Raw genomic sequence first — 20,789 nt, 5'->3', positions numbered from 1 at the left:
CGGAGGTAGGCATGAAACGGACCGTCTTACTGGTCGCCCTCACGGTGGTGACGCTGGTCGCGTCGGCCTGCGGGCGCGGCGACGAGACCGGCGGCGGCGCGCGGGAGGGCACCGAGGTCGAGTCGGGCAAGGCGTCCGGCGAGATCACCGTGTGGGCCATGGGCACCGAGGGCGAGAAGCTGTCGGTGCTGGCCGAGGACTTCATGGAGGAGAACCCGGATGCCACGGTCACCGTGACGCCGGTGCCGTGGGACGGCGCGCACAGCAAGCTCGCTACCGCGATCGCCGGCCGGCAGACGCCGGACGTGACCATGCTCGGCACCACCTGGGTGGGCGAGTTCGCCAAGACCGGTGCGCTCGACGTGGTCCCGCCCGACCTGGTGGCCGAGGATGACTTCTTCCCCGGCGCCTGGGAGACCGGGGTCGTGGACGGCACCTCCTACAGCGTGCCGTGGTACGTGGAGACCCGGCTGCTGTTCGTGAACAAGGCCGTGGCGGAGAAGGCGGGCGTCACCGAGCCGCCGACGACCTGGGACGGGCTCAAGCAGGCCGTGCGGGACCTGCGGGAGCGGGGCGGCGCGCGCTGGGGTACCTACCTGCAGCCGGGCCAGATGGGCGCGTGGCAGACGTTCATGCCGTTCGTGTGGCAGAACGGCGGCGAGATCCACGACGGCGAGCGGTTCCGGCTCGACTCGCCGGAGGTCGCCGAGGCGGTGGCGTACTACCAGTCCTTCTACGACGAGGGACTGTCCACACGGAACAGGCTGCGCGAGGGCGAGGCCGAGCCGAAGTTCATCTCCGGTGAGATCGCGTCGTTCGTGTCCGGCCCGTGGCACATCGGGCTGCTCGACGAGCTGGGCGGGAAGGGCGAGTACGAGGTGTGGCCGATGCCATCGGGTTCGGGCGAGTACACCTCGTTCATCGGCGGCTCGAACCTGTCGGTGTTCGAGAACGCGAAGAACCGGGACGGTGCCTGGAAGTTCGTGTCGTACCTGACCCGGCCCGAGGTGCAGGTGAAGTGGTACCAGACGGTGAACGACCTGCCGTCGGTGGCGGCCGCGTGGGACGATCCGGTGCTGGCCGGCGACCCGCTGCTGGCGACGTTCGGCGACCAGCTGGGCGTGGCCAAGGCGCCACCGCCGATCCCGACCTGGGAGCAGATCGCGGCCGGGGTGGACACCGAACTGGAGAAGGTCGCCAAGGGCACCACGTCCCCCGAGGACGCGGCGAAGGCGATGCAGGCACACGCCACCTCGATCGGCACGGGCGGCTGAGCCAGTGCCGGCACGGTCGGGAACCCTCGCCCGGGCGGTGACCGGGTGGGCGTTCGCGCTGCCGTTCGCCGCGCTGTTCCTGGTGTTCACCGCCGGGCCGGTGGTGGCGTCGCTGGCGATGAGCGTCACCGACATCCGCAGCGCGGACCTGCTGGACCCGCTCGGCGTGAACGTGGTGGCGTTCGACAACTACGCGCGGCTGTTCGCCGACCCCAAGTTCGTGCAGGCGGCGGTGAACACGGCGGTCTTCGTGGTGGTCGGGGTCCCGCTGACGATGGCGCTGGCGCTGCTGGTCGCGCTCGGGCTGAACTCGGGGCTGGTCCGGTTCCGCACGCTGTTCCGGGTCGGTTACTACCTGCCGGTGGTGACCAGCATCGTGGCCATCTCGGTGGTGTGGCGGTTCCTGCTGCAGCCGGACTCCGGGCTGTTCAACGAGCTGCTCGGCCTGGTCGGGATCGACGGCCCGAGCTGGCTGGACGACCGGCCGTTCGCGCTGCCGACGCTGATCGTGATGGCCGCGTGGCGCAACCTCGGGTTCGCCATGGTCATCTTCCTGGCCGGCCTGCAGGCGATCCCGAAGGACCTGTACGAGGCGGCGACGATCGACGGCGCGCGGACGTTGGCGCGGCTGCGTTACCTGACGGTGCCGATGCTGCGGCCGACGATGCTGTTCGTCGCGGTGATCACCACGATCGGGTACGTGCAGTTCTTCGAGGAGCCGTTCGTGATGACCCAGGGCGGGCCGCTGGACTCGACGCTGTCGCTGGCCTACCACACCTACAACCAGTTCGGCTTCGGCAACTACGGCTACGCGTCGGCGATGGGCTACGTGCTGTTCGTCGTGGTGGTGCTGCTGTCGATCGCCTGGTTCCGGCTGCTGAGGAACACCCATGAGCAGTGACCGGATCCGCTCCAGGGACGTGGTCGCCCGGGTGGTGCTGCACGTGCTGCTGGGCCTCGGGCTGGTGGCGATGGTCGGGCCGTTCGTGTGGATGCTGCTGTCGTCGTTCAAGGGCGAGGGCGAGATCCGGCGGGTCCCGATGACCTGGCTGCCCGAGGACGTCACGTTCGCCAACTACGGCGACCTGTTCGAGCGGCTGGACTTCCCGACCTACTTCACCAACTCGGCGGTGGTCGCGGTGGTGACGACGGTCGGCAACCTGCTGTTCTGCTCGGCGGCCGGCTACGCGCTGGCGAAGCTGCCGTTCCCCGGCAAGCGGGTGCTGTTCGGCATGGTGCTCGGCACGATCATGGTGCCGAGCATCGTGACGATCGTGCCGCTGTTCGTGCTGTCCAGCAATCTCGGGCTGGTGAACACGCTGGCCGGGCTGATCCTGCCGTTCCTGGCGCAGGCGTTCGGGGTGTTCCTGATGCGCCAGTTCATCTTCTCGATCCCGAACGACCTGTTGGAGGCGGCGCGGATCGACGGGGCGAGCGAGCTGCGGATCTACTGGCAGGTCGTGCTCCCGCTGTGCAAACCGGCGCTGGCGACGCTCGGGATCCTGACGTTCCTGGCGTCCTGGAACAACTTCCTGTGGCCGCTGGTCGCGGCGTCCACGGAGGACAAGTACACCCTGCCGGTCGCGCTCGCGCTGTACGCCATCGGGCAGAACCGGACCGACTACGATCTGCTGCTCGCCGGCTCGGTCGTGGTGGTGTTGCCCGTGCTCGTCGTGTTCGTGCTGTTGCAGCGCCATTTCGTGCGCGGTATCGCGACCACCGGACTCAAGTAGGAGGTTCCCCGATGGGTCGATCACTACCCAGGCTGGCCGTCGCGGTCGTGCTGGTGCTGGCGACGGCCGCGCCGGCCTCGGCGGCGCCCAAGCGGTTCTCCCTGGTGACGGACACCTGGCGCTCGTTCGTCGCGATGACGGTGGCCGAGACCGGGCTGCCGGCCGACAACATCGGCGGTGACCTGGACCCGGCGACGCGGTCGGGGTACACGTCGCCGACGAACATCGGCTCGTACCTGTGGTCGGCGGTGGTGGCCGAGGAGCTGGGCGTCATCGACCGGCGCGAGCTGGTCAGCCGTACCCGGCGGACCCTGGACTCGGTGGCGAAGCTGGAACGGCACGCCGACTCCGGCCAGTTCTACAACTGGTACGACCCGGCGACGCTGGTGAAGCTGCGGGTGTGGCCGGAGGACGGGGCGGCGGTGTACCCGTTCCTGTCCAGTGTGGACAACGCGTGGCTGGCGGCGGCGCTGATGGTGGTGCGCAACGCCGTGCCCGAGGTGCGACAGCGGGCTCAGGAGCTGTTGGAGCCGATGAACTTCGCGTTCTACTACGACCCGGGGGCACGCGGCCAGGACGTGCCGGTCGGGTTGATGCGGGGTGGCTTCTGGGACGAGGAGCCGCCGGGCTGTTCGACGCCGGGCAACCATCCGGGGATCGGCGCTGACGTCTGGTACACGTGTCACACGTACGGCTCGTTCGCGAGCGAGACCAGGATGATCAGCTACGTGGCGATCGCGCTCGGCCAGGTGCCGCCCGCGCACTACTTCGCGCCGTGGCGGACGTTCCCGGACACGTGCGACTGGGGCTGGCAGGAGCAGAAGCCGGTCGGCGAGTTCGTGGAGTACCTCGGCGTGCCGGTGTTCGAGGGCCACTACACCTACCGCGGCCTCAAGTTCGTGCCGACGTGGGGCGGGGACATGTTCGAGGAGCTGATGCCGGACATGTTCGTGCCCGAGGTGCGCTGGGGCAGGGACTCGTGGGGCCGTCAGCACGAGGTGTACGTGCGGGGGCAGATCGAGCACGGCCTGCGGGACGCGCGGTACGGCTACTGGGGCTTCTCCCCCGCGTCGAACCCCGAGGGCGGGTACCGCGAGTACGGCGTGGACGTGATGGGCCTGGACTCGGCGGGTTACGCGAGCGACCAGGAACGGACATCCGTCGACGTCGGCTTCGACGGCTGCCGTGCGGCCCAGCCCCCGCCGTCGTCGTACGGCGACGGTGTGGTGACCCCGCACGCGGTCGTACTGGCGCTGCCGTACCAGCCGAGGGCGGCACTCGTCGAACTGGCGAAGCTGCGCCGCGACTTCGACAGCTACGGCCCCGGCGGCTTCTACGACTCGATCGCCGTGCGCAGCGGCACGGTCGCCAAGCGGTACCTGGCCCTCGACCAGGGCATGATCATGGGTGCCCTCGGCAACCTCCTCGGCGACGACGTCCTCCGCGACGCCTTCGTCCTCGGCGGCGCGCAACGCCACCTCAAGCCCGTGATGGCGATGGAGGAGTTCAACCTGCCGCGCCGCCAGTGACGCGAGGGACGCGGATCGGCGGCTCGATCAGTTCGGGGCGCAGCGGCTCCTCGGGGAGCAGCCACGGGTCGGTCGGGGCGCCGTCGGGGTTGGGGCGCCAGTGGCGGCAGATGCGGGTGAGCTTGATCGGGTACACGGTCAGGGTGCCGTCGGGGGCGATGTGCAGGCGCAGGAAGCCCTTGTCGTCCTCGATGCCCTGACCGGCGAACGCCTCGTTGGAGTTGATGCCGAAGCGGCTGGCGACCAGCAGGTACAGCGCCACCACCTGCGCGTCCAGGAAGCCGACCAGGACGGGGGTGACCACAGCGAGGAGGCCGAGCAGCAGCCACTCCCCCGCGGCGCCGTCGGGCACCACGTCCTGGTACAGCCAGCGGACCACGAACGCCCAGCCGGTGCTCAGTGCCAGGTGTCCGGCCGCGTGCACGATCCCGGCGAACACGTTGGTGCGGGCGGCTTTCGGCAGGTCGATCCGGGCGAACGCGATGCCGGCGAACACCAGGACCAGGCCGGCCAGGGCGGCCGGTGTCCAGGCGGCCACCTGGCCGAACACGTTCTGCCGGTCCGGGTTGTCCGACTCGGTCAGGCCGAACAGCACCGCCAGCGTCATCGCCGTCTGCAGGACCCCGGTCAGTGCCCAGAACCCGGGGTTGCGCCACGGCAGCCGGACGATCCCGGTGGCCAGCCACTCCGACCGGGTGCGGCCCGGGTACCGGGCGGCGAGGTCGTAGGTCACCGGCTCGCTGGGGTCGCGGACCCGGGACTTCGTGGGCGGCAGGGTCAGTTCCTCGGGAGCCTTGTGCGTGCCGGACAGGTACGCGCCGCCCAGGCCACAGGTGATGCGTTGGGCGGTGCCGTCGCGTTCGGTGTAGCGGGTGTAGTAGTGCTTGTCGCCGGTGAGCATCAGGGGGACGGTGGCGCCTCGGGGGCGGACGATCTCACGCAGGAAGAACTCGATGGTGTCGTAGCCCTTGTGCTCGCCGCCGGAGCCGGCCGGAACCCATTCGGGGGCGGAGGTGCACAGGATGACAGCGTCGCCCTCGTCGAGTCTGGTGGCGGCCTCGCGGAAGTAGGCGAGCTGCGGGGCGTCGACGTAGTCGTCGAACTGGGTGTCGATGGCGTAGAGCCACCACCGTTGCGGCAGCTCGACGGCGAAGTAGCTGCGGGTCTGCTCGGTGGCCCAGCCGCCGAACGGGCGGCCCTGGGCGAAGACGCGCAGGAACGAGGTGAGCCCGTCGTACCAGTCGTGGTTGCCGGGGAGCGCGAACAACCGGGGTGCCTCGGGCGGGGCGGCGGGCAGCGCGGCGCGGTAGACGCCCTTGCTGCGGTCCTCGTACGCCTCGGTGGACGCGGCCGGGTAGACCTGGTCGCCGCCCATGATCAGGAGCCGGCCGCGGGGCAGGGTCTCGCCGACGTCGAGACTGGACGCGGCGAGCAGGGACGCCACCGAGTACGTGGCGTCGAAGCCGTCGCCGAGGTCTGCGACGAAGTCCAGCCAGGTCTCGTCGGCGCGGTGCTCGTGGACCGTGTCGGGGAGGGTGCCCTGCAGCTCGCGCTTGTCGGCGTAGGAGCCGAAGATGTTGGCCATCACCGACTGCGTGCCGGTGGCGACCAGCACGCCCGGGTTCAGCCAGCGGACCGCGCGTCGCGGCCGGAATCCCAGTTGCTCCTCGGTGATCGCCCTCGGCCGGGGCCTTGGCTGCGCCATGCCGTCCACCCTTGTGCATGATCGATGGCATGTCGAGCACGGGTCGTCATGGCCCGTTGACGCCGGGGATCCAGCTCTCCGGGCGGCCGCTGACCGTCAGGAGCGGCTGCCAGCGGGCGAAGCCCTCCGGAGCGTGCGGGTGCCACGGCCAGACGACCTCGGGCGTGGGCACGATCAGCTGCACCGCGGGGAAGTCGCCCTCGGGGTAGACCAGGAACGCGGTGCCGAAGTACGGGAAGTAGTGGCCCTTGGCCACCCGCTCGAAGGTGATCGGGATGCCCTCGAGGAAATCGTGGTACCGCACGCCGGGGATGAACCGCTTGCCCTCGGCGGCCCGGCGCACGTACTCGTCGACCAGTCGCGCGCCCGCGCCGGCCGGCAGTCCGACGACGATCGCCTCGGGGACGCCGAAGCGGCGCCATGCGCCGACCGAGAACGTGAACGGGCCGACGCCGTCCTCGGCGGCCACCTCGACGATCGCGTTGCCCCGCTCGTCGGCCTGACCGATCAGCCACTCGCGGAGCTCCCGCTGCTCGTCGGTCAGGTCGTCGGCCAGGTCGTCGGAAGACATCGGGGTACACCTCCGCTCGGGTCCCCCGCAGGCTAGGGCGTCGAACGTGGTGATGGGCACCTTTGAGACATCGGCCATGTCCCGAAGGTGCCCATCGAACGCCGCGTCGCGTCAGGCGGCGGCCCAGACGACCGGGTTGTCGCTGTACTCGTCGCCCTCGTCGAACTCCGCCGCGGTGACCGGCGCGGAGGGCGATGCGGTGAGCGAGCAGGTCTCGAACGTCGCGCCCTCGGCGGCGAACTCGGCCGGCGCGGCCTCACTCTCGCACTTGCCGGGGAGGCCGCCGATCAGCACGACGCCCGTGCCGCCGCCACCCTCCAGCACACCGCCGAGCGACAGCGTCGCGTACGACAGGTCGGCACCGCTGACGTTCTCCACCGTCATCCTGATGAAGTAGGGCGTCATGCCCTTGGCCTTCTCTCCGAACGGAGCCATGTCCGCCTCGGTGCCCTTTTCGATCGCCGTGACGGTGACGGCGATGGTGCCCGACTTCTCGCTGGTGTACTCGAACGGCAGGACCGCCCGGTCGCCGACCGCGAGTTCCGTTCCCGGCGCGGTGACGTCGCCGTCGACCGGAGCGGAGGCGTCGTCCCCGCTGTCGGCGGGCGTGCTCTCGGTGGTCTCCTCGGTCTCGGCGGGAGCCGAGGACGCGGGCGGTTCCTGCGTCGCCGAACCATCCTCGCTGCCGCAGGCGGAGAGCCCGAGCCCGATGGCGGCCAGAGCGGCCGCGAACACGATGTGTCCCTTGTGCACTACTACCCCTCACCTAAATTACCTGTGGTGTTCGAGGCCCGAGGGTGACAGCACCCGGAATACGACCGGCACACGTCGGGAATACGCGGCTCAGTGGATCTCGGCGGCGACGGCGGCCGCTTCGACGGCCGCCCGGGCCGCGGCCTCGTCGTCGCCCGCGGCCCGGTACAGACCGGCGAGGCCGTTCAGCGTGCCGGCCAGCAGATACGGGTAGTTGATGCCGCGGGCCACCTCGACCGCGTGTTCGCCGAGGCCGATCGCGGATCGGAGGTCGTCGCCGTCGTGCAGGCGGGCGTCGAGCAGGTCGACGAGGACTCGGCTCTCGAACAGCGGGTCGTGCAGCGCCCGCGCGATCTCCAGGCCGTCGAGGAGACACCGGCGCGCGTCGGCGTACTCGCCGTGTGCCAGGTGGAGACAGCCCTGGGCGTGCGCCAGGTAGAACATGCCGGAGGTCCCGATCGCCTCGGCGCAGGCGGCCAGCTCGGCGAACGACTCCGCCGCCTCGTCGTGCTGACCGAGCGCGAGCTGCGCGTGGCCGAGCCAGTACGTGTCCCGCGCGATCAGGGTCCGGATCCCCTGTTTCCTCGCACCGGCGACGATCTCGGTGAGGACCTCCACCGCGGCGGCCGGCCGACCAGCCTGCAGGTGGGCGAGGCCGACCTGCGAGTACGCATGCAGCGCCGCCGCGGCCTGTCCGCTGGCTTCGAGTCGTTCGTACGCCTCGAAGCCCGCCGCGATCGCCTCGGTCAACCGTCCGTTGGGCACGAGGAAGAACGGCGCGTTGCTCAACGCCTCCAGGTAGCCCCGCCGGTCCCCGATCCGCTCGAACAGGCGCATGGCCTCGGTGTTGACCTCCTCGGCCGGGCCGTACCGGCGCCGGAGGTAGCGCAGTCCGGCCATCGAGATCAGGAGCCGGGCCTGGCCACGCACGTGCCCCGCGGCCTTGGCCATGGCCATCGCCTTCTCGTAGCACTCCTGCCAGTCGTCGAAGTATCGCTCGGTCTCGAACAACGCCTGCCCACCGACGGCCAGCTCCCAGCAGAGCTCGTGCCCACCCAGCTCCGCGGCCTGCCGCACGCCCACCACCAGCGCGATCCGCTCCTGGTCCAGCAACGTCATCGGCGGGATGCCGGGCGGCAGGCTCGCCTCCACCCGCTCCGGGCGCCACCGGGCGGCGTCCCGCTGGAACATGTTCTGGCCCATGTGGTCGCGGTCGGCGATGTCGGTGAAGGCGAGCAGGGCGCCGAGGACGCGCACGACGGCCGCGTGCCGGGCCGGCACGGGCTCCTCCACCTCCGCGCGCTCCCTGGCGTACGCGCGGATCAGGTCGTGGAAGCCGTACCGCGCCTGGCCGTTCGGCGTTCCGGTGACGTCGAGCAGGTGGACGTCGACCAGTTCGTCGAGCAGGTCCTGGGCCGTGCGCAGTTCGGTGTCGAGGGCGGCCGCCGCGGCCCAGAGCGGGAAGTCGGGTGCCTCCAGGAGCCCGAGCAGCCGGAACAGCCGTCGCGCCGCGCTCCCGAGACCGGCGTAGCTCAGCCCGAAGCTGGCCCGCACCTCGAGGTCGCGGTAGCGCAGCGCGTCCAGCCGGTGCTGTTCGTCCTCCAGCCGCGAGACGAGGTCAGGTACCCGCCAGTGCGGGCGCGACATCAGGAGGGAGCCGACGATCCGCAGGGCGAGCGGCAGCCGCGCGCACAGCCGTACCAGGTCGGTCAGCTCCACCTCGGTCGCCGAGGCCAACCGGTCGTCGGTGCTGTTGCGGAGCAGGGCAAGACCGTCTTCCTCGGACATCTCGCCGAGCTCGACCCGGCTCGCGCCGCCGAGACCGCCGAGCCGCACCCGGCCGGTGACGATCGCCCCGCACGTGCCGCTCGCCGGCATCAGCGGGGCCAGCTGCCGCTCGTCGAGCGCGTCGTCGAGCACCACCAGGATCCGGCGTTCGGCGAGCATGGCCCGGTAGAGGTCGGTCCGCTCGTCCGGATCGTCCGGCACCGCGGTGGCCGGCACGCCGAGCGCCCGGAGGAAGCGGCCGAGCACGCCGGCCGGCTCGACCGGCTGGGCGCGGGTGCCGGCCAGTACCGCGAACAGCTGCCCGTCGGGGTAGGCGGACCGGAGGCGGTGCGCGGCCTGCACCGCGAGCGTGGTCTTCCCGGTTCCGCCCGGACCGGAGACCGTCACCACGGCGGCGGGCTCGTCGCCTGCCCGGTTCGTGCCGAGCACCGCCTCGATCGCCGCCAGATCCGCCCGCTGCCCGGTGAAGTCCCCGAGCGCGGGCGGCAGCATCCGGGGGCCCGCGGTGGGGGCGGTCCGGTGCTCCGGCACGTCGGTCGCGGGCCCGGGGTCGAGTGCCGAGTCGTCGCCGAGGATGGTCTGGTGCAGGTTCCGCAGCGCCCGCCCCGGTTCGAGCCCGGCTTCCTCGACCAGGACGTCCCTGGCCTGACGATAGGCCCGCAGCGCGTCCGCGCGCCGGCCGCCGTGGTACAGCGCGAGCATGAGCTGGGCCCACATCCGCTCGCGGAACGGGTGTTCGGTCGTGAGCGCGGTCAGCTCGCCGAGCAGCTCGTTGTGCCGGCCGAGCCGGAGGTCGACGTCGATCCGCTCCTCGAGCACGCCGAGCCGCAGTTCGTCCAGCCGGGCGGCTTCCAGGGCCACCGCGGGGACGTCGGCGATCCCGGCGAAGGCGGGCCCGCGCCAGAGCCGCAGGGCCTCGTCGAACAGGTCGCGGGCGTGCTCGGGACTGCCGGCGGCACGGGCGGCGGCCGCCAGGTCCGCGAAGTGCGTCGCGTCCAGCTCGTCCCGGTCGGCCCGCACCAGGTAGCCGGTGTCGGCTCTGGTGATGCGGTTCGGGTCGCCGAGGATCTGCCGGAGCCGGTGGACGTAGGTCTGCACGTTCTTGACCGCGCTCTTCGGCTGGTCCTCGCCCCAGAGCGCGTCGGCGAGCGCGTCGTCGGCGACCGGGCGGCCAGGGCGGCACAGCAGTACCGCCAGGAGCACCCGACCTTTCGGCGTGCCCAGCTCAAGCTGTGCTCCCGCTCGCCACACGGCCAGCGGACCCAGTACCCCGAACTTCACATCCGCCCCTCAGGTCAGGGCGGCTGCCCATGGGTTCACGCGTCGACTTCCGCCATGACGTCGTCGGTCACGTCGAAGTTGGCGTAGACGTTCTGCACGTCGTCGCTGTCCTCCAGCGCGTCGATGAGGCGGAAGACCTTGCGGGCGCCGTCGGCGTCGAGCGGGACGCTCACCGACGGGAGGAAGCTCGCCTCGGCGGACTCGTAGTCGTAGCCGGCGTTCTGCAGGGACGAGCGGACCGCCACCAGGTCGGTCGCCTCGGAGACGACCTCGAAGCTCTCGCCGAGGTCGTTGACCTCCTCGGCCCCTGCCTCGAGCACGGCCAGCAGCACGTCGTCCTCGGACAGACCGTTCTTGGGCAGGATCACCACGCCCTTGCGGTTGAACAGGTACGCCACCGAACCCGGGTCGGCCATGCTGCCGCCGTTGCGGGTCATCGCGGTGCGGACCTCGCTCGCGGCGCGGTTGCGGTTGTCGGTGAGGCACTCGATCAGCACGGCGACGCCGTTGGGGCCGTAGCCCTCGTACATGATCGTCTGCCACTCGGCGCCGCCCGCCTCCTCACCACCGCCGCGCTTGCGGGCGCGCTCGATGTTGTCCTGGGGGACGGAGTTCTTCTTGGCCTTCTGGATGGCGTCGAAGAGCGTCGGGTTGCCCTCCGGGTCACCGCCACCGGTGCGGGCGGCCACCTCGATGTTCTTGATCAGCTTGGCGAAGAGTTTGCCCCGCTTGGCATCGAGTGCGGCCTTCTTGTGCTTGGTCGTGGCCCACTTTGAGTGGCCGCTCATCTAACCCTCCGTCACCATGTTCACGAACATTCCGTGCACGCGCGTGTCCCCCGTCAGCTCCGGGTGAAACGCCGTGGCCAGCACGCGTCCCTGCCGGACCGCGACGATCCTACCGGCGGCCGCCTCGCCGCCCTGGACCTCAGGGGTGTCACTCACCCGCGCCAGCACCTCGACCTCGGGCGAGGCCGACTCCACCCACGGCGCACGGATGAACACTGCGTGTACCGATCCGACCCCGGTGAAGGCCAGATCCTCCTCGAACGAGTCGACCTGCCGGCCGAACGCGTTGCGCCGCACGATCACGTCGAGCCCGCCGAGCTGGTGCTGGTCCTCGCGGCCGTCGAGCACCTTCGACGCCAGCAGGATCATCCCGGCGCACGAGCCGTAGGCCGGCATGCCGTCGGCGATCCGCGCGCGCAGCGGCTCGAGCAGGCCGAACGTGGCCAGCAGCCGGGAGATCGTGGTCGACTCGCCACCCGGGATCACCAGACCGTCCACTTGGGACAGCTCGGTCTCCCGGCGGACGGGCTCGGCCCGCGCTCCCGACGCGCGCAACGCGGCCAGGTGCTCGCGCACGTCGCCCTGCAGTGCGAGCACTCCGATCAGCGGTTCCCCGCCAGACACCTGTTGACCTCCTGATATTCCGTTCAGCCTACGGCACGCCGAGTGCCCGCAGGCCCGCCGCCACCCCGGCGGCCACGATCACCACCACCACGAACGGCGCCTTCCGCCACGCGAGCAGCCCACCGGCCAGCACCCCCGCCGGCAACGCCACCCCGGCGAAGGCGGCGCCGTCGGTCAGCGCACTCGTCGCGACCAGCGCGACCAGCAGCACGGTCGCCGCCACCGACAGCACCTCGGACACCCGTGGCGGCAACGCCGCCTCCCCGGTTTCCGGAGCGTGGGGCTCGCGACTCGCGCGACGGGAAGGTGGGACTCGCGAGGTGAGGCGGGCGCGGAGAAGGGGGCCCGCGGCGCGGAAGGCGTAGGTGCCGGCGGCGAGGACGAGGATCGCGGTGAGGTTCACGCGTGGACCTCCTTCCTGGTCGGGGCGGGGAGCAGGGCCAACAGGCCGGTCAGGGCGAGGAGGACGGGGACGCCGGGCGGGAGGAACGGGGTGGTCGCGAGGGCCACCGCCGCGCCGAGGAGGGCGGCGCCGCGGGCTCGGGCGTCGCGCAGTGCCGGTAGGACGAGGGCGAGGAGGCCGGCCGGGAAGGCGGCGTCCAGGCCGAGGACGTCCGGGTCGCCGATCACCTGGCCGGCCAGCACACCGACCACGGTGCCGAGGTTCCAGGCCACGAACATGGTGAGGCCGCTCGCCCAGAACACCGCGCGGGCGTGCCGGGGGTCGCGCTGCGCCAGCGCGAACGCGACCGACTCGTCGACCAGCAGGTGGCTACCGAGCAGGCGCGCCCACCGGGAGCCGCCGACGACGTGGCCGATCGCCAGGCCGAACGGCAGGTGCCGGGCGTTGAGCAGCAGCGCGCCGGCCACCGCGGCGAGCACTCCGCCGCCCGCGGCCAGCACGCCGACCACCAGGAACTGCGAGCCGCCCGCGAAGACCAGCACGGACAACGCCGTCGGCACCCACCACGCGAGGCCGGCCGCCACCGCGATCGCTCCGAAGGACGTGCCGACCACCAGGATCGCCCCGCCCAGCGCGAGCACGTCGCGCCGGTGTGCCGGAGTCAGGGTTCGCCAAATCGAACGCATAGTCTCCTATGATGAACACAGGCCGTTCGTTCGTCAAGGCGAACGGAATGGACGGTAGAGCGAACGGAGGCGCCATGGGCGGGGCACCACTGGAGGTCATCGCGCGGTCACTGCGCCGGGAGCGCGAACGGGCCGGGCTGTCGTTGTCCGAGGTGGCCAAGCGGGCCGGCATCGCCAAGTCCACGCTGTCCCAGCTCGAGTCCGCGAGCGGCAACCCGAGCGTGGAGACGCTGTGGGCGCTGGGCGTTGCGCTGGACGTGCCGTTCAGCCGCCTGGTCGACCCGCCCCGGGCGCGGGTGCGGGTGATCCGGGCCGGCGAGGGCCCGGCGGTCTACTCCGAGCGCGCCAACTACGTTGCGACGCTGCTGTCCTCCTGCCCGCCCAACGCCCGGCGCGACATCTACCTGCTCAGCGCCGAGCCGGGCGCGGCCCGGGAGTCCGAGCCGCACATGCCCGGCGTGGTCGAGCACGTGGTGCTGGTCTCCGGCGTGGGCCGGATCGGCCCCGCAGACGAGCCGGTCGAGCTGCGCCCGGGCGACTACCTCGCCTACCCGGGCGACGTCGCCCATGTCTTCGAGGCGCTCGAACCCGGCACCGTGGCGGTGCAGCTGTCCGAGCACGTCTAGGCCTACCAGCCTCGCTCCGCGAGCCGGTGCGGCTCGGGGATCTCGTCGACGTTGATGCCGACCATCGCGTCGCCGAGACCCCGGGACACCTTCGCCAGCATGTCCGGGTCGTCGTGGAAGGTGGTGGCCTTGACGATCGCGTCGGCGCGCCTGGCCGGGTCGCCGGACTTGAAGATGCCGGAGCCGACGAACACGCCCTCGGCGCCGAGCTGCATCATCATCGCGGCGTCCGCCGGGGTGGCGATGCCGCCCGCGGTGAACAGCACCACCGGCAGCTTGCCGCTGGTGGCGACCTCCTTGACCAGTTCGTAGGGCGCCTGCAGCTCCTTGGCGGCGACGAACAGCTCGTCCTCGGGCAGCGAGGTCAGCTTCCTGATCTCGGCACGGATCTTCCGCATGTGGGTGGTCGCGTTGGACACGTCGCCGGTGCCGGCCTCGCCCTTGGAGCGGATCATCGCCGCGCCCTCGGTGATGCGGCGCAGCGCCTCGCCCAAATTCGTCGCGCCGCACACGAACGGCACGGTGAACGCCCACTTGTCGATGTGGTTGGCGTAGTCGGCCGGGGTGAGCACCTCGGACTCGTCGACGTAGTCCACGCCGAGCGCCTGCAGCACCTGGGCCTCGACGAAGTGGCCGATGCGGGCCTTGGCCATCACCGGGATGGACACCGCCTCGATGATCCCGTCGATGAGGTCCGGGTCGCTCATCCTGGCGACGCCGCCCTGGGCGCGGATGTCGGCGGGCACGCGCTCCAGCGCCATCACCGCGACCGCGCCGGCGTCCTCGGCGATCTTGGCCTGCTCGGCGGTGACCACATCCATGATCACGCCGCCCTTGAGCATCTCCGCCATGCCGCGCTTGACCTGGGCGGTGCCGGTCTCCGGCTGGGTGGTCGAAACGTCGGTCACCGTCGTTCCCTTCTGCTCGTGGATGTCCCCGCCGGCCAGTGTATGAGCGCGTGGCCCTCTCCCCCGTGCCAATTCGGAGGTATCTCGGCAGGCCACTTTTCGGGTCGCCGCCGCATCGACGTGGGTGGTCCGGACTGGTAGACAGGGTGTGAGTTCCACCACGTTTCCGCCCGGGCAGACAGCGACGTCGGACCGAAAGGGTGATTGGCATGGCCAGCAAGCACGTGGACAACGGTGGCGGCGGAGCCGCGGTCGCTGTGAACGACCCGGCCAAGGTGCGGAACATCGTTCTCGTCGGGCCGTCCGGCTCCGGGAAGACCACGCTCACCGAGGGCCTGCTGGCCGCGGCCGGAGTGATCAGCAGGGCCGGCACGGTCACCGACGGCACCACGGTCTGCGACCACGATCCGGCCGCGCAGCGCCAGCAGCGGTCGGTCGGCCTGTCGGTCGCGCCGCTGGTGCACGACGACGTCAAGATCAACCTGATCGACACCCCCGGCTACGCGGACTTCGTCGGCGAGGTCCGGGCCGGGCTGCGGGCCGCGGACGCGGCACTGTTCGTGGTGTGCGCGGCCGAGGGCGTCGACCCGGCGACGACGGCGCTGTGGGCCGAGTGCGCCGCGGTCGGCATGCCGAGGGCCGTGGTGATCGCGCGGCTGGACCACCAGCGCGCCGACTTCCCCGCCGAGCTGGCCTCCTGTCAGGAGGCGTTCGGCACGGGCGTGCTGCCGCTGTACCTGCCGTCGACCGAGAAGCCCGGGTTGCTGGGGCTGCTGACCCGCCGGTTCTTCGACTACTCCGGCGGCCACCCGCCGGCGGTGGGCGAGCCGGGCGAGGACGACCTCGCGGTCATCGACGAGGCACGCAACGAGCTGATCGAGGGGATCATCGCCGAGAGCGAGGACGAGACCCTCATGGACCGCTACCTCGAGGGCGAGGAGATCGACCAGGCCACCCTGATCAACGACCTGGAGACCGCGGTCGCGCGCGGCTCGTTCCACCCGGTGATCCCGGTCTGCGCCAGCACCGGCGTCGGCATGGCCGAGCTGCTGGAGGCGCTGACCCGCGCGTTCCCGTCCCCGCTGGAGCACGCGGTGCCGGACGTGACCGACGTGCACGGCGCGGGCGCCACGTCACTGTCCGCCGACCCGGACGGGCCGCTGGTGGCTGAGGTCGTCCGCACCGCGGTCGACTCCTACGTCGGCCGGGTGTCGCTGATCCGGGTGTTCTCCGGCACGCTGCGGCCCGAGCGGCCGGTGCACGTCTCCGGGCACGGGATGGCCGACCGGGGCCACGAGGACCACGACGCCGACGAGCGCGTCGCGCACATCTACTCCCCGCTCGGGTCGAACCTGCGCGAGGTGGCGCACTGCGTGGCCGGCGACATCTGCGCGTTGACCAAGCTGGGGTCCGCGGAGACCGGCGACACCGTGTCCAGCCCGGACAAGCCGCTGTTGATGCGCCCGTGGACGATGCCGGAGCCACTGCTGCCGGTGGCCATCGTGGCCAGGACCCGCAGCGACGAGGACGCGCTGTCCCGCAACCTCGCCCGGCTGGTGGCGGGTGATCCGACGCTGCGGCTGGAGCGCAACGCCGAGACCCACCAGCTGGTGCTGTGGTGCATGGGCGAGGCGCACGCCGACGTGGTGCTGGCCCGGCTGCGGGCGGGCGGCGCGGACGTGGACACCGAGCCGGTGAAGGTCGCGCTGCGGGAGACGTTCGCCGGGAAGGCGCGCGGGAAGGGGCGGCACGTCAAGCAGTCCGGTGGGCACGGGCAGTACGCCGTGTGCGACCTCGACGTGGAGCCGCTGCCGGTGGGGTCCGGATTCGAGTTCGTGGACAAGGTCGTCGGCGGGGCGGTGCCGTCGCAGTTCATCGGGTCGGTGGAGAAGGGCGTGCGGGCGCAGCTGGAGAAGGGCCTGGCGAACGGCTACCCGGTGGTGGACATCCGGGTCACGCTGTTCGACGGCAAGGCGCACAGCGTGGACTCCTCCGACGCGGCGTTCCAGACAGCCGGTGCGCTCGGGCTGAAGGACGCGGCGGCCAACGGGCGGATCTCGTTGCTGGAGCCGGTCGACACGGTCACCGTGCGGCTGCCGGACGACCACCTGGGCGCGGTGCTCGGCGACCTGTCCGGGCGACGCGGGCGGGTGCTCGGCACCGAGGCGGACGAGACCCCGGGGTACAGCCTGGTCCGGGCGGAGGTGCCGGCCACGGCGCTGCTCCGGTACGCGATCGACCTGCGCTCGATGACCTCCGGCTCGGCGACGTTCACCCGCACGTTCGCCCGCTACGACCCGCTCCCCGAGTCGCTGGCGGCCCAGGTCACCTGACGGGGCGAACCGTGCCGTCCCAGGTGGACTTGAGCAGTTCCGGGAACAGCGTGGGGAGCTGCACCGGGTACACCGTCTCCTCGGTGTGCCGCAGCTCCTCCTCGGTCCACCAGCGGTGTCCGTCGACGGTGGAGTTCTCCACGTCGGTGAAGCCGGAGGTGTCGATGCGGATCTCGACCTCGGCACCGTCCCCGCCCAGGTCGGCCAGGAAGAACCACTCCTCGCCGTCGTAGGTGCGGCCGTCGAAGCTGAACACCACGCGCCGCCGCCACATCGGCCCGACCAGGTCCTCCTCGGTGAGCCGGATCCCGGTCTCCTCGGCCAGCTCGCGCAGCGCCGCCGTGCGCAGGTCCTCGCCCTGCTCAACGCCGCCGCCGACGGTGAACCACCAGCGGGTGTCCGGCCGGCCCGGGTCGTGGCCGTTGAACAGCAGCACCCTGCGGTCCCGGTCCAGCAGCAGCACCCGCGCGGACGGCCGGGGCAGCGGGGCGCCGTTCTCCCCGGACAGCGAGGGCTCGACGATCTCGAAGTACTCCGGGCGCGGCGCGGTGCCCGCGAGCTTGAGCCAGCGCACCAGCCGGCGGCGGCGCTGGCCGAGGGTGTCCCGCACGGCGTCGTTGTGCACCCGGCGCGCGATCACCACGCGCTGCTCGGCGTCCAGCAGCTCGGCCGCGAGCGCCAGCGGCAGCCGGCCCCGGTCGACGGCCGCGAGCTGCAGCGACAGCGCGTTCTCCGCCTCCTCGCGCTCGGCCCTCGGCGTCCCCTCGGCGCGCTCGGCGACCGCACGCAGCTTGTCCGCGCCGACCCGGTCCGTGCCGGCGTCCACCGCGGTCCCGGTCACGATCGCGTTCGCCACCGCGCGGGCCACCACCGCCCGTCGCGCGAGCGCCGCGTCCAGCGCCGCCCACGCCGCGTCGGTCCGCACGTGCAGCCGGTCCAGCCGGTTCGCGGTGGCCGCCAGCCACAGCCCGAGCACCAGGGCCACGACGACCCCGACCGCTACCAGCGTGATGACAAGACCCATAGCCCCTTCACCCAGATTCGACTCATCCGGACTCGACCACGTGCCGCGGGTCCGCGGCGATCGCCTGCTCGTACACCCGCATCACCTGACCGGCCACCACCGGCCAGTCGAAACCCGCGACCCGCCGGCGTGCCTCGGCGGCCAGCTCCGCGCGCCGCTCCGGCGAGGCCAGCATGCCGCGCAGCGCCGACGCCAGGCCGGCCGGGTCGCCGACCGGGAACAGCTCCCCCGCGCGCCCGTCGTCGAGGACCCGCCGGAACGCGTCCAGGTCGCTGGCCACCACCGCCGAGCCGGCCGCCATCGCCTCGGTCAGGATCATGCCGAAGCTCTCGCCGCCGGTGTTCGGCGCGCAGTACACGTCGACGCCGCTGAGCATCCTGGCCTTGACCACGTCGTCGGCCCGGCCGAGCAGCTCCAGCCGGGGGGCCAGCTCCCGGCCCGCCTGGCGGCGCAGCTCCTCCTGGTCGCCCCCGCCGACCACGACGAGCCGCAGGTCCGGGAACTCCGGCAGCAGGATGCGCAGGGCGGCGAGCAGGACCTGCATCCCCTTGCGCGGCTCGGTGAACCGCCCGACGAACCCGATCGTGCCGCCGGCCCTCGGGTAACCGGGCAACGGCTCGGCGCCGGCGAAGAACTCGACGTCGACGCCGTTGGGGATCTCCACCGCGTCGCCGCCGAGGTGCTCCACCTGCACCCGCCTGGCGAGCGCGGACACCGCGATCCGCGCGGTGATCTTCTCCAGGAACGGCTGCAGCACCACCTGGAACGCGGCCAGGGTGCGGGACCGCGAGGTCGAGGTGTGGAAGGTGGCCACGATCGGCCCGTCGGCGACCATCAGGGCCAGCATGGACAGGCTCGGCGCGGTCGGTTCGTGCAGGTGCAGCACGTCGAAGTCGTGCCCGCGGATCCAGCGGCGCACCCGCGCGTAGGACACCGGCCCGAACGACAGCCGCGCGACCGAGCCGTTGTAGGGGATGCCGAGGGATCGGCCGGCCGGCCGCACGAACTCCGGCAGCGGCGTGTCCTCGTCGGCCGGTGCGAGCACGTCCACCTCGTGGCCGAGCCGGCGCAGCGCCTTGGCCAGGTCGACGACATGCCCCTGGACCCCTCCGGGGACCTCGAAGGAGTAGGGGCAGACGACACCGATCCTCACCGGGACTCCGCAGCCCCTTCCGGTTCGGTCAGCGCCGCCCGCCGCTCGTCGGACAGGTCCTCGATCCACAGCTTCTGCATCATGTGCCAGTCGACCGGGTTGGCGCCGATGTCCGCGGCGAAGCCGTCGGCGATCCGCTGGGTCGCCGAGGCCACCTCGTCCCGGCCGTGCACGAGGATCGGGGTGTGCATCCGCAGGCCCCAGCCGTCCTCGGTGAAGGTGTTGTCGACGACCAGGATCTGCGCGCCGGTCGTGGCCGCGAGCCGGGCCGGGCCGGCCGGCATCCGGGTCTTGGCGCCGAAGAAGTCGACCGGGATGCCGCGCTTCGACAGGTCGCGGTCGGCCAGCAGGCAGACCACCCTGTTCTGCCGGAGCCGCTCCATCAGCACCCGGTACGGCCCGACGTCGGTGCCCGAGGCCGCCAGGATCTCGAAGCCGAGCGACTCGCGGTAGGAGACGAAGCGCTGGTACAGCGACTCCGGGCGCAGCCGCTCGTTGACCGTGGTGAACCGGCCGGAGTGGCCGACCAGCCAGACGCCGGAGACGTCGAAGTTGCCGGTGTGCGGCAGCGCGAGGATCAGGCCCTTGCCCCGCTCGAGCGCGGCGTCGACCAGCGGCTTGCCGACCATCACCTCGTCGACCTGCTCGTAGACGGCCCGGCGGTCCATGCCGGGCAGCCGGAAGGTCTCCATCCAGTACCTGGCGTAGGAGCGCACCCCGTCGCGCACCAGCTCGTCCAGCTCGGCACGCCCGGCCTGCGGCACCACGCGGGCGTAGTTGCGACGAAGCTGGGACACCCCCGGCCCGCCGCGGCGCACGGCGAGGTCGGCGCCGGCCCGGAACGCGCCGCGCGCGAGCGGCGCGGGCAGGCCGCGCACCAGGCCCCAACCGGCCGCGTAGCCGAGGTCGGCCAGCCGCTCTCCGATACTCATTCGCCTGCCTCCGAGGTTGCGAGCAAGGTGGCCGACCGCCGGACCTCGACGATCCGCTGCACGACCGTGACGACCGAGCCGGCGACGAGCAGCCAGAGCGCGACGTCGACCGCGTAGGGCACGCCCAACCCGGTGAGGCCGGTGCCGACCAGCGCGATGATCAGCCGTTCCGCGCGCTCGACCAGGCCGACGTTCGCGGTCAGCCCGGCCGCCTCGGCGCGGGCCTTGATGTAGGAGACGACCTGCCCGAGCACCAGGCAGATCAACGCGGCCGCGCCGAGCGGGGGCCGGTCGGCGAACTCGAACCCGTACCAGGCGATGGCCGCCAGCAGCGCGCCGTCGGCGATCCGGTCGCAGGTGGAGTCGAGCACCGCGCCGAACGGGGTGCCGCCGCCCTTCGCCCTGGCCATGGCTCCGTCGAGGACGTCCAGCATGACCAGACCCCACACCACGAAGGTGCCGGCGAGCAGGTGGCCCGTCGGGAAGAGCCAGAGCGAGAAGCCGACCGCGCCCGCGGTGCCGACCAGCGTCATGGCGTTGGGCGTGAGCCCAAGGCGCACCAGCCACACGCCTATCGGGTCGGTGACGCGCGAGACAGAGGCGCGGGCGAAGATGTTGAGCATGGGTCGGGCGGGCCCTTGTCTGCACGATGTCGGCACGGTCGGCTGGACGCTCCGC

General features: G+C 71.9%; 19 protein-coding genes and 1 pseudogene. 6 read left to right on the top strand and 14 right to left on the bottom strand.

Annotated features, from left to right (window positions below; genetic code table 11):
- Nucleotides 1–11: 11 nt before the first annotated feature.
- From JT362_RS08715 to JT362_RS08700, 4 genes are read left to right on the top strand one after another with little or no spacing between them, the layout of a single operon-like run.
- On the top strand, nt 12–1,274 hold the full coding sequence (locus JT362_RS08715) for a sugar ABC transporter substrate-binding protein (RefSeq protein WP_260190559.1): 1,263 nt from the start codon (nt 12–14) through the stop codon (nt 1,272–1,274).
- 4 nt (nt 1,275–1,278) lie between these two features.
- Nucleotides 1,279–2,175: a carbohydrate ABC transporter permease gene (locus JT362_RS08710; protein ID WP_260190558.1), complete on the top strand. Its 897-nt coding sequence runs from the start codon at nt 1,279–1,281 to the stop codon at nt 2,173–2,175.
- A complete protein-coding gene (locus tag JT362_RS08705; protein ID WP_260190557.1) occupies nt 2,165–3,007 on the top strand; it encodes a carbohydrate ABC transporter permease in 843 nt (280 codons plus the stop codon). The genes JT362_RS08710 and JT362_RS08705 overlap by 11 nt, the downstream gene beginning before the upstream one ends.
- Before the next feature lie 11 nt (nt 3,008–3,018).
- Nucleotides 3,019–4,536, top strand: a complete 1,518-nt coding sequence (locus tag JT362_RS08700) for a glucoamylase family protein (RefSeq protein ID WP_260190556.1) — start codon at nt 3,019–3,021, stop codon at nt 4,534–4,536.
- Here the strand turns inward: JT362_RS08700 and JT362_RS08695 are convergent.
- The 8 genes from JT362_RS08695 to JT362_RS08660 form a co-directional block, all read right to left on the bottom strand.
- Nucleotides 4,514–6,241, bottom strand: coding sequence for a metallophosphoesterase (locus tag JT362_RS08695; protein ID WP_260190555.1), 1,728 nt, complete (start codon nt 6,239–6,241; stop codon nt 4,514–4,516). The two genes, JT362_RS08700 and JT362_RS08695, sit on opposite strands and share 23 nt — an antisense overlap.
- 46 nt (nt 6,242–6,287) lie before the next feature.
- Nucleotides 6,288–6,812, bottom strand: a complete 525-nt coding sequence (locus JT362_RS08690) for a DUF4262 domain-containing protein (protein ID WP_260190554.1) — start codon at nt 6,810–6,812, stop codon at nt 6,288–6,290.
- 111 nt (nt 6,813–6,923) lie between these two features.
- On the bottom strand, nt 6,924–7,547 hold the full coding sequence (locus tag JT362_RS08685; RefSeq protein ID WP_260190553.1) for a hypothetical protein: 624 nt from the start codon (nt 7,545–7,547) through the stop codon (nt 6,924–6,926).
- A gap of 108 nt (nt 7,548–7,655) precedes the next feature.
- Complete coding sequence (locus tag JT362_RS08680) at nt 7,656–10,634, bottom strand: AfsR/SARP family transcriptional regulator (protein ID WP_260190552.1); 2,979 nt, start codon at nt 10,632–10,634, stop codon at nt 7,656–7,658.
- Nucleotides 10,635–10,669: 35 nt separating this feature from the next.
- Complete coding sequence (locus JT362_RS08675; RefSeq protein WP_260190551.1) at nt 10,670–11,422, bottom strand: YebC/PmpR family DNA-binding transcriptional regulator; 753 nt, start codon at nt 11,420–11,422, stop codon at nt 10,670–10,672.
- Nucleotides 11,423–12,046 (bottom strand): pyridoxal 5'-phosphate synthase glutaminase subunit PdxT, encoded by a 624-nt coding sequence (gene pdxT / locus JT362_RS08670; RefSeq protein ID WP_260190550.1) that lies wholly within the window; start codon nt 12,044–12,046, stop codon nt 11,423–11,425. It abuts the gene before it with no gap.
- Between the two features lie 28 nt (nt 12,047–12,074).
- The gene (locus JT362_RS08665; RefSeq protein WP_260190549.1) at nt 12,075–12,449 is read right to left on the bottom strand and encodes an AzlD domain-containing protein; all 375 of its coding nucleotides are present in this window, start codon (nt 12,447–12,449) and stop codon (nt 12,075–12,077) included.
- Nucleotides 12,446–13,135: an AzlC family ABC transporter permease gene (locus JT362_RS08660; protein WP_260190548.1), complete on the bottom strand. Its 690-nt coding sequence runs from the start codon at nt 13,133–13,135 to the stop codon at nt 12,446–12,448. Before JT362_RS08660 ends, JT362_RS08665 begins: the two co-directional genes overlap by 4 nt.
- Nucleotides 13,136–13,209: 74 nt before the next feature.
- Between JT362_RS08660 and JT362_RS08655 the strand changes: the two genes are divergently transcribed.
- Entirely contained in the window at nt 13,210–13,761 is a 552-nt protein-coding gene (locus tag JT362_RS08655; RefSeq protein ID WP_260190547.1) for a helix-turn-helix domain-containing protein, read from the top strand.
- Between the two features lie 2 nt (nt 13,762–13,763).
- Here the strand turns inward: JT362_RS08655 and pdxS are convergent, their stop codons facing one another.
- The gene (gene pdxS / locus JT362_RS08650) at nt 13,764–14,669 is read right to left on the bottom strand and encodes a pyridoxal 5'-phosphate synthase lyase subunit PdxS (protein ID WP_260190546.1); all 906 of its coding nucleotides are present in this window, start codon (nt 14,667–14,669) and stop codon (nt 13,764–13,766) included.
- Nucleotides 14,670–14,878: 209 nt separating this feature from the next.
- On the opposite strand from pdxS, the gene JT362_RS08645 reads away from it, so the two are divergent.
- Nucleotides 14,879–17,002 carry an elongation factor G-like protein EF-G2 gene (locus JT362_RS08645; RefSeq protein ID WP_260190545.1) on the top strand — a complete coding sequence of 708 codons (2,124 nt, stop codon included), beginning with the start codon at nt 14,879–14,881 and terminating at the stop codon, nt 17,000–17,002.
- Here JT362_RS08645 and JT362_RS35750 read toward each other — a convergent pair.
- The 5 genes and pseudogenes from JT362_RS35750 to pgsA form a co-directional block, all read right to left on the bottom strand.
- Nucleotides 16,995–17,486 carry an NUDIX hydrolase gene (locus tag JT362_RS35750; RefSeq protein ID WP_446014128.1) on the bottom strand — a complete coding sequence of 164 codons (492 nt, stop codon included), beginning with the start codon at nt 17,484–17,486 and terminating at the stop codon, nt 16,995–16,997. The genes JT362_RS08645 and JT362_RS35750 overlap by 8 nt on opposite strands.
- A 21-nt stretch (nt 17,487–17,507) precedes the next feature.
- Nucleotides 17,508–18,026, bottom strand: a pseudogene (locus JT362_RS35745) (hypothetical protein); the annotation flags it as partial.
- A 22-nt stretch (nt 18,027–18,048) separates the two neighbouring features.
- Nucleotides 18,049–19,179, bottom strand: coding sequence for a glycosyltransferase family 4 protein (locus JT362_RS08635; RefSeq protein WP_260190543.1), 1,131 nt, complete (start codon nt 19,177–19,179; stop codon nt 18,049–18,051).
- Nucleotides 19,176–20,111, bottom strand: coding sequence for a phosphatidylinositol mannoside acyltransferase (locus JT362_RS08630; RefSeq protein WP_260190542.1), 936 nt, complete (start codon nt 20,109–20,111; stop codon nt 19,176–19,178). The genes JT362_RS08635 and JT362_RS08630 overlap by 4 nt, the downstream gene beginning before the upstream one ends.
- Nucleotides 20,108–20,734: a phosphatidylinositol phosphate synthase gene (gene pgsA, locus JT362_RS08625; RefSeq protein ID WP_260190541.1), complete on the bottom strand. Its 627-nt coding sequence runs from the start codon at nt 20,732–20,734 to the stop codon at nt 20,108–20,110. Before pgsA ends, JT362_RS08630 begins: the two co-directional genes overlap by 4 nt.
- Nucleotides 20,735–20,789: the final 55 nt, after the last annotated feature.

The organism is Actinophytocola gossypii, assembly GCF_025165815.1.
GTDB classification, from domain to species: Bacteria; Actinomycetota; Actinomycetes; order Mycobacteriales; family Pseudonocardiaceae; genus Actinophytocola; species Actinophytocola gossypii.
This window is presented reverse-complemented; position numbering and strand designations above follow the sequence as displayed.

Bases quoted from the DNA above. Each gene is read 5' to 3' on its own strand.
- JT362_RS08700 (WP_260190556.1), top strand. From the start codon at position 3,019: ATGGGTCGATCACTACCCAGGCTGGCCGTCGCGGTCGTGCTGGTGCTG.
- pgsA (WP_260190541.1), bottom strand. From the start codon at position 20,734: ATGCTCAACATCTTCGCCCGCGCCTCTGTCTCGCGCGTCACCGACCCG.
- JT362_RS08705 (WP_260190557.1), top strand. From the start codon at position 2,165: ATGAGCAGTGACCGGATCCGCTCCAGGGACGTGGTCGCCCGGGTGGTG.
- JT362_RS08675 (WP_260190551.1), bottom strand. From the start codon at position 11,422: ATGAGCGGCCACTCAAAGTGGGCCACGACCAAGCACAAGAAGGCCGCA.
- JT362_RS08645 (WP_260190545.1), top strand. From the start codon at position 14,879: ATGGCCAGCAAGCACGTGGACAACGGTGGCGGCGGAGCCGCGGTCGCT.
- JT362_RS08660 (WP_260190548.1), bottom strand. From the start codon at position 13,135: ATGCGTTCGATTTGGCGAACCCTGACTCCGGCACACCGGCGCGACGTG.
- JT362_RS08715 (WP_260190559.1), top strand. From the start codon at position 12: ATGAAACGGACCGTCTTACTGGTCGCCCTCACGGTGGTGACGCTGGTC.
- JT362_RS08690 (WP_260190554.1), bottom strand. From the start codon at position 6,812: ATGTCTTCCGACGACCTGGCCGACGACCTGACCGACGAGCAGCGGGAG.
- JT362_RS08655 (WP_260190547.1), top strand. From the start codon at position 13,210: ATGGGCGGGGCACCACTGGAGGTCATCGCGCGGTCACTGCGCCGGGAG.
- JT362_RS08695 (WP_260190555.1), bottom strand. From the start codon at position 6,241: ATGGCGCAGCCAAGGCCCCGGCCGAGGGCGATCACCGAGGAGCAACTG.
- JT362_RS08630 (WP_260190542.1), bottom strand. From the start codon at position 20,111: ATGAGTATCGGAGAGCGGCTGGCCGACCTCGGCTACGCGGCCGGTTGG.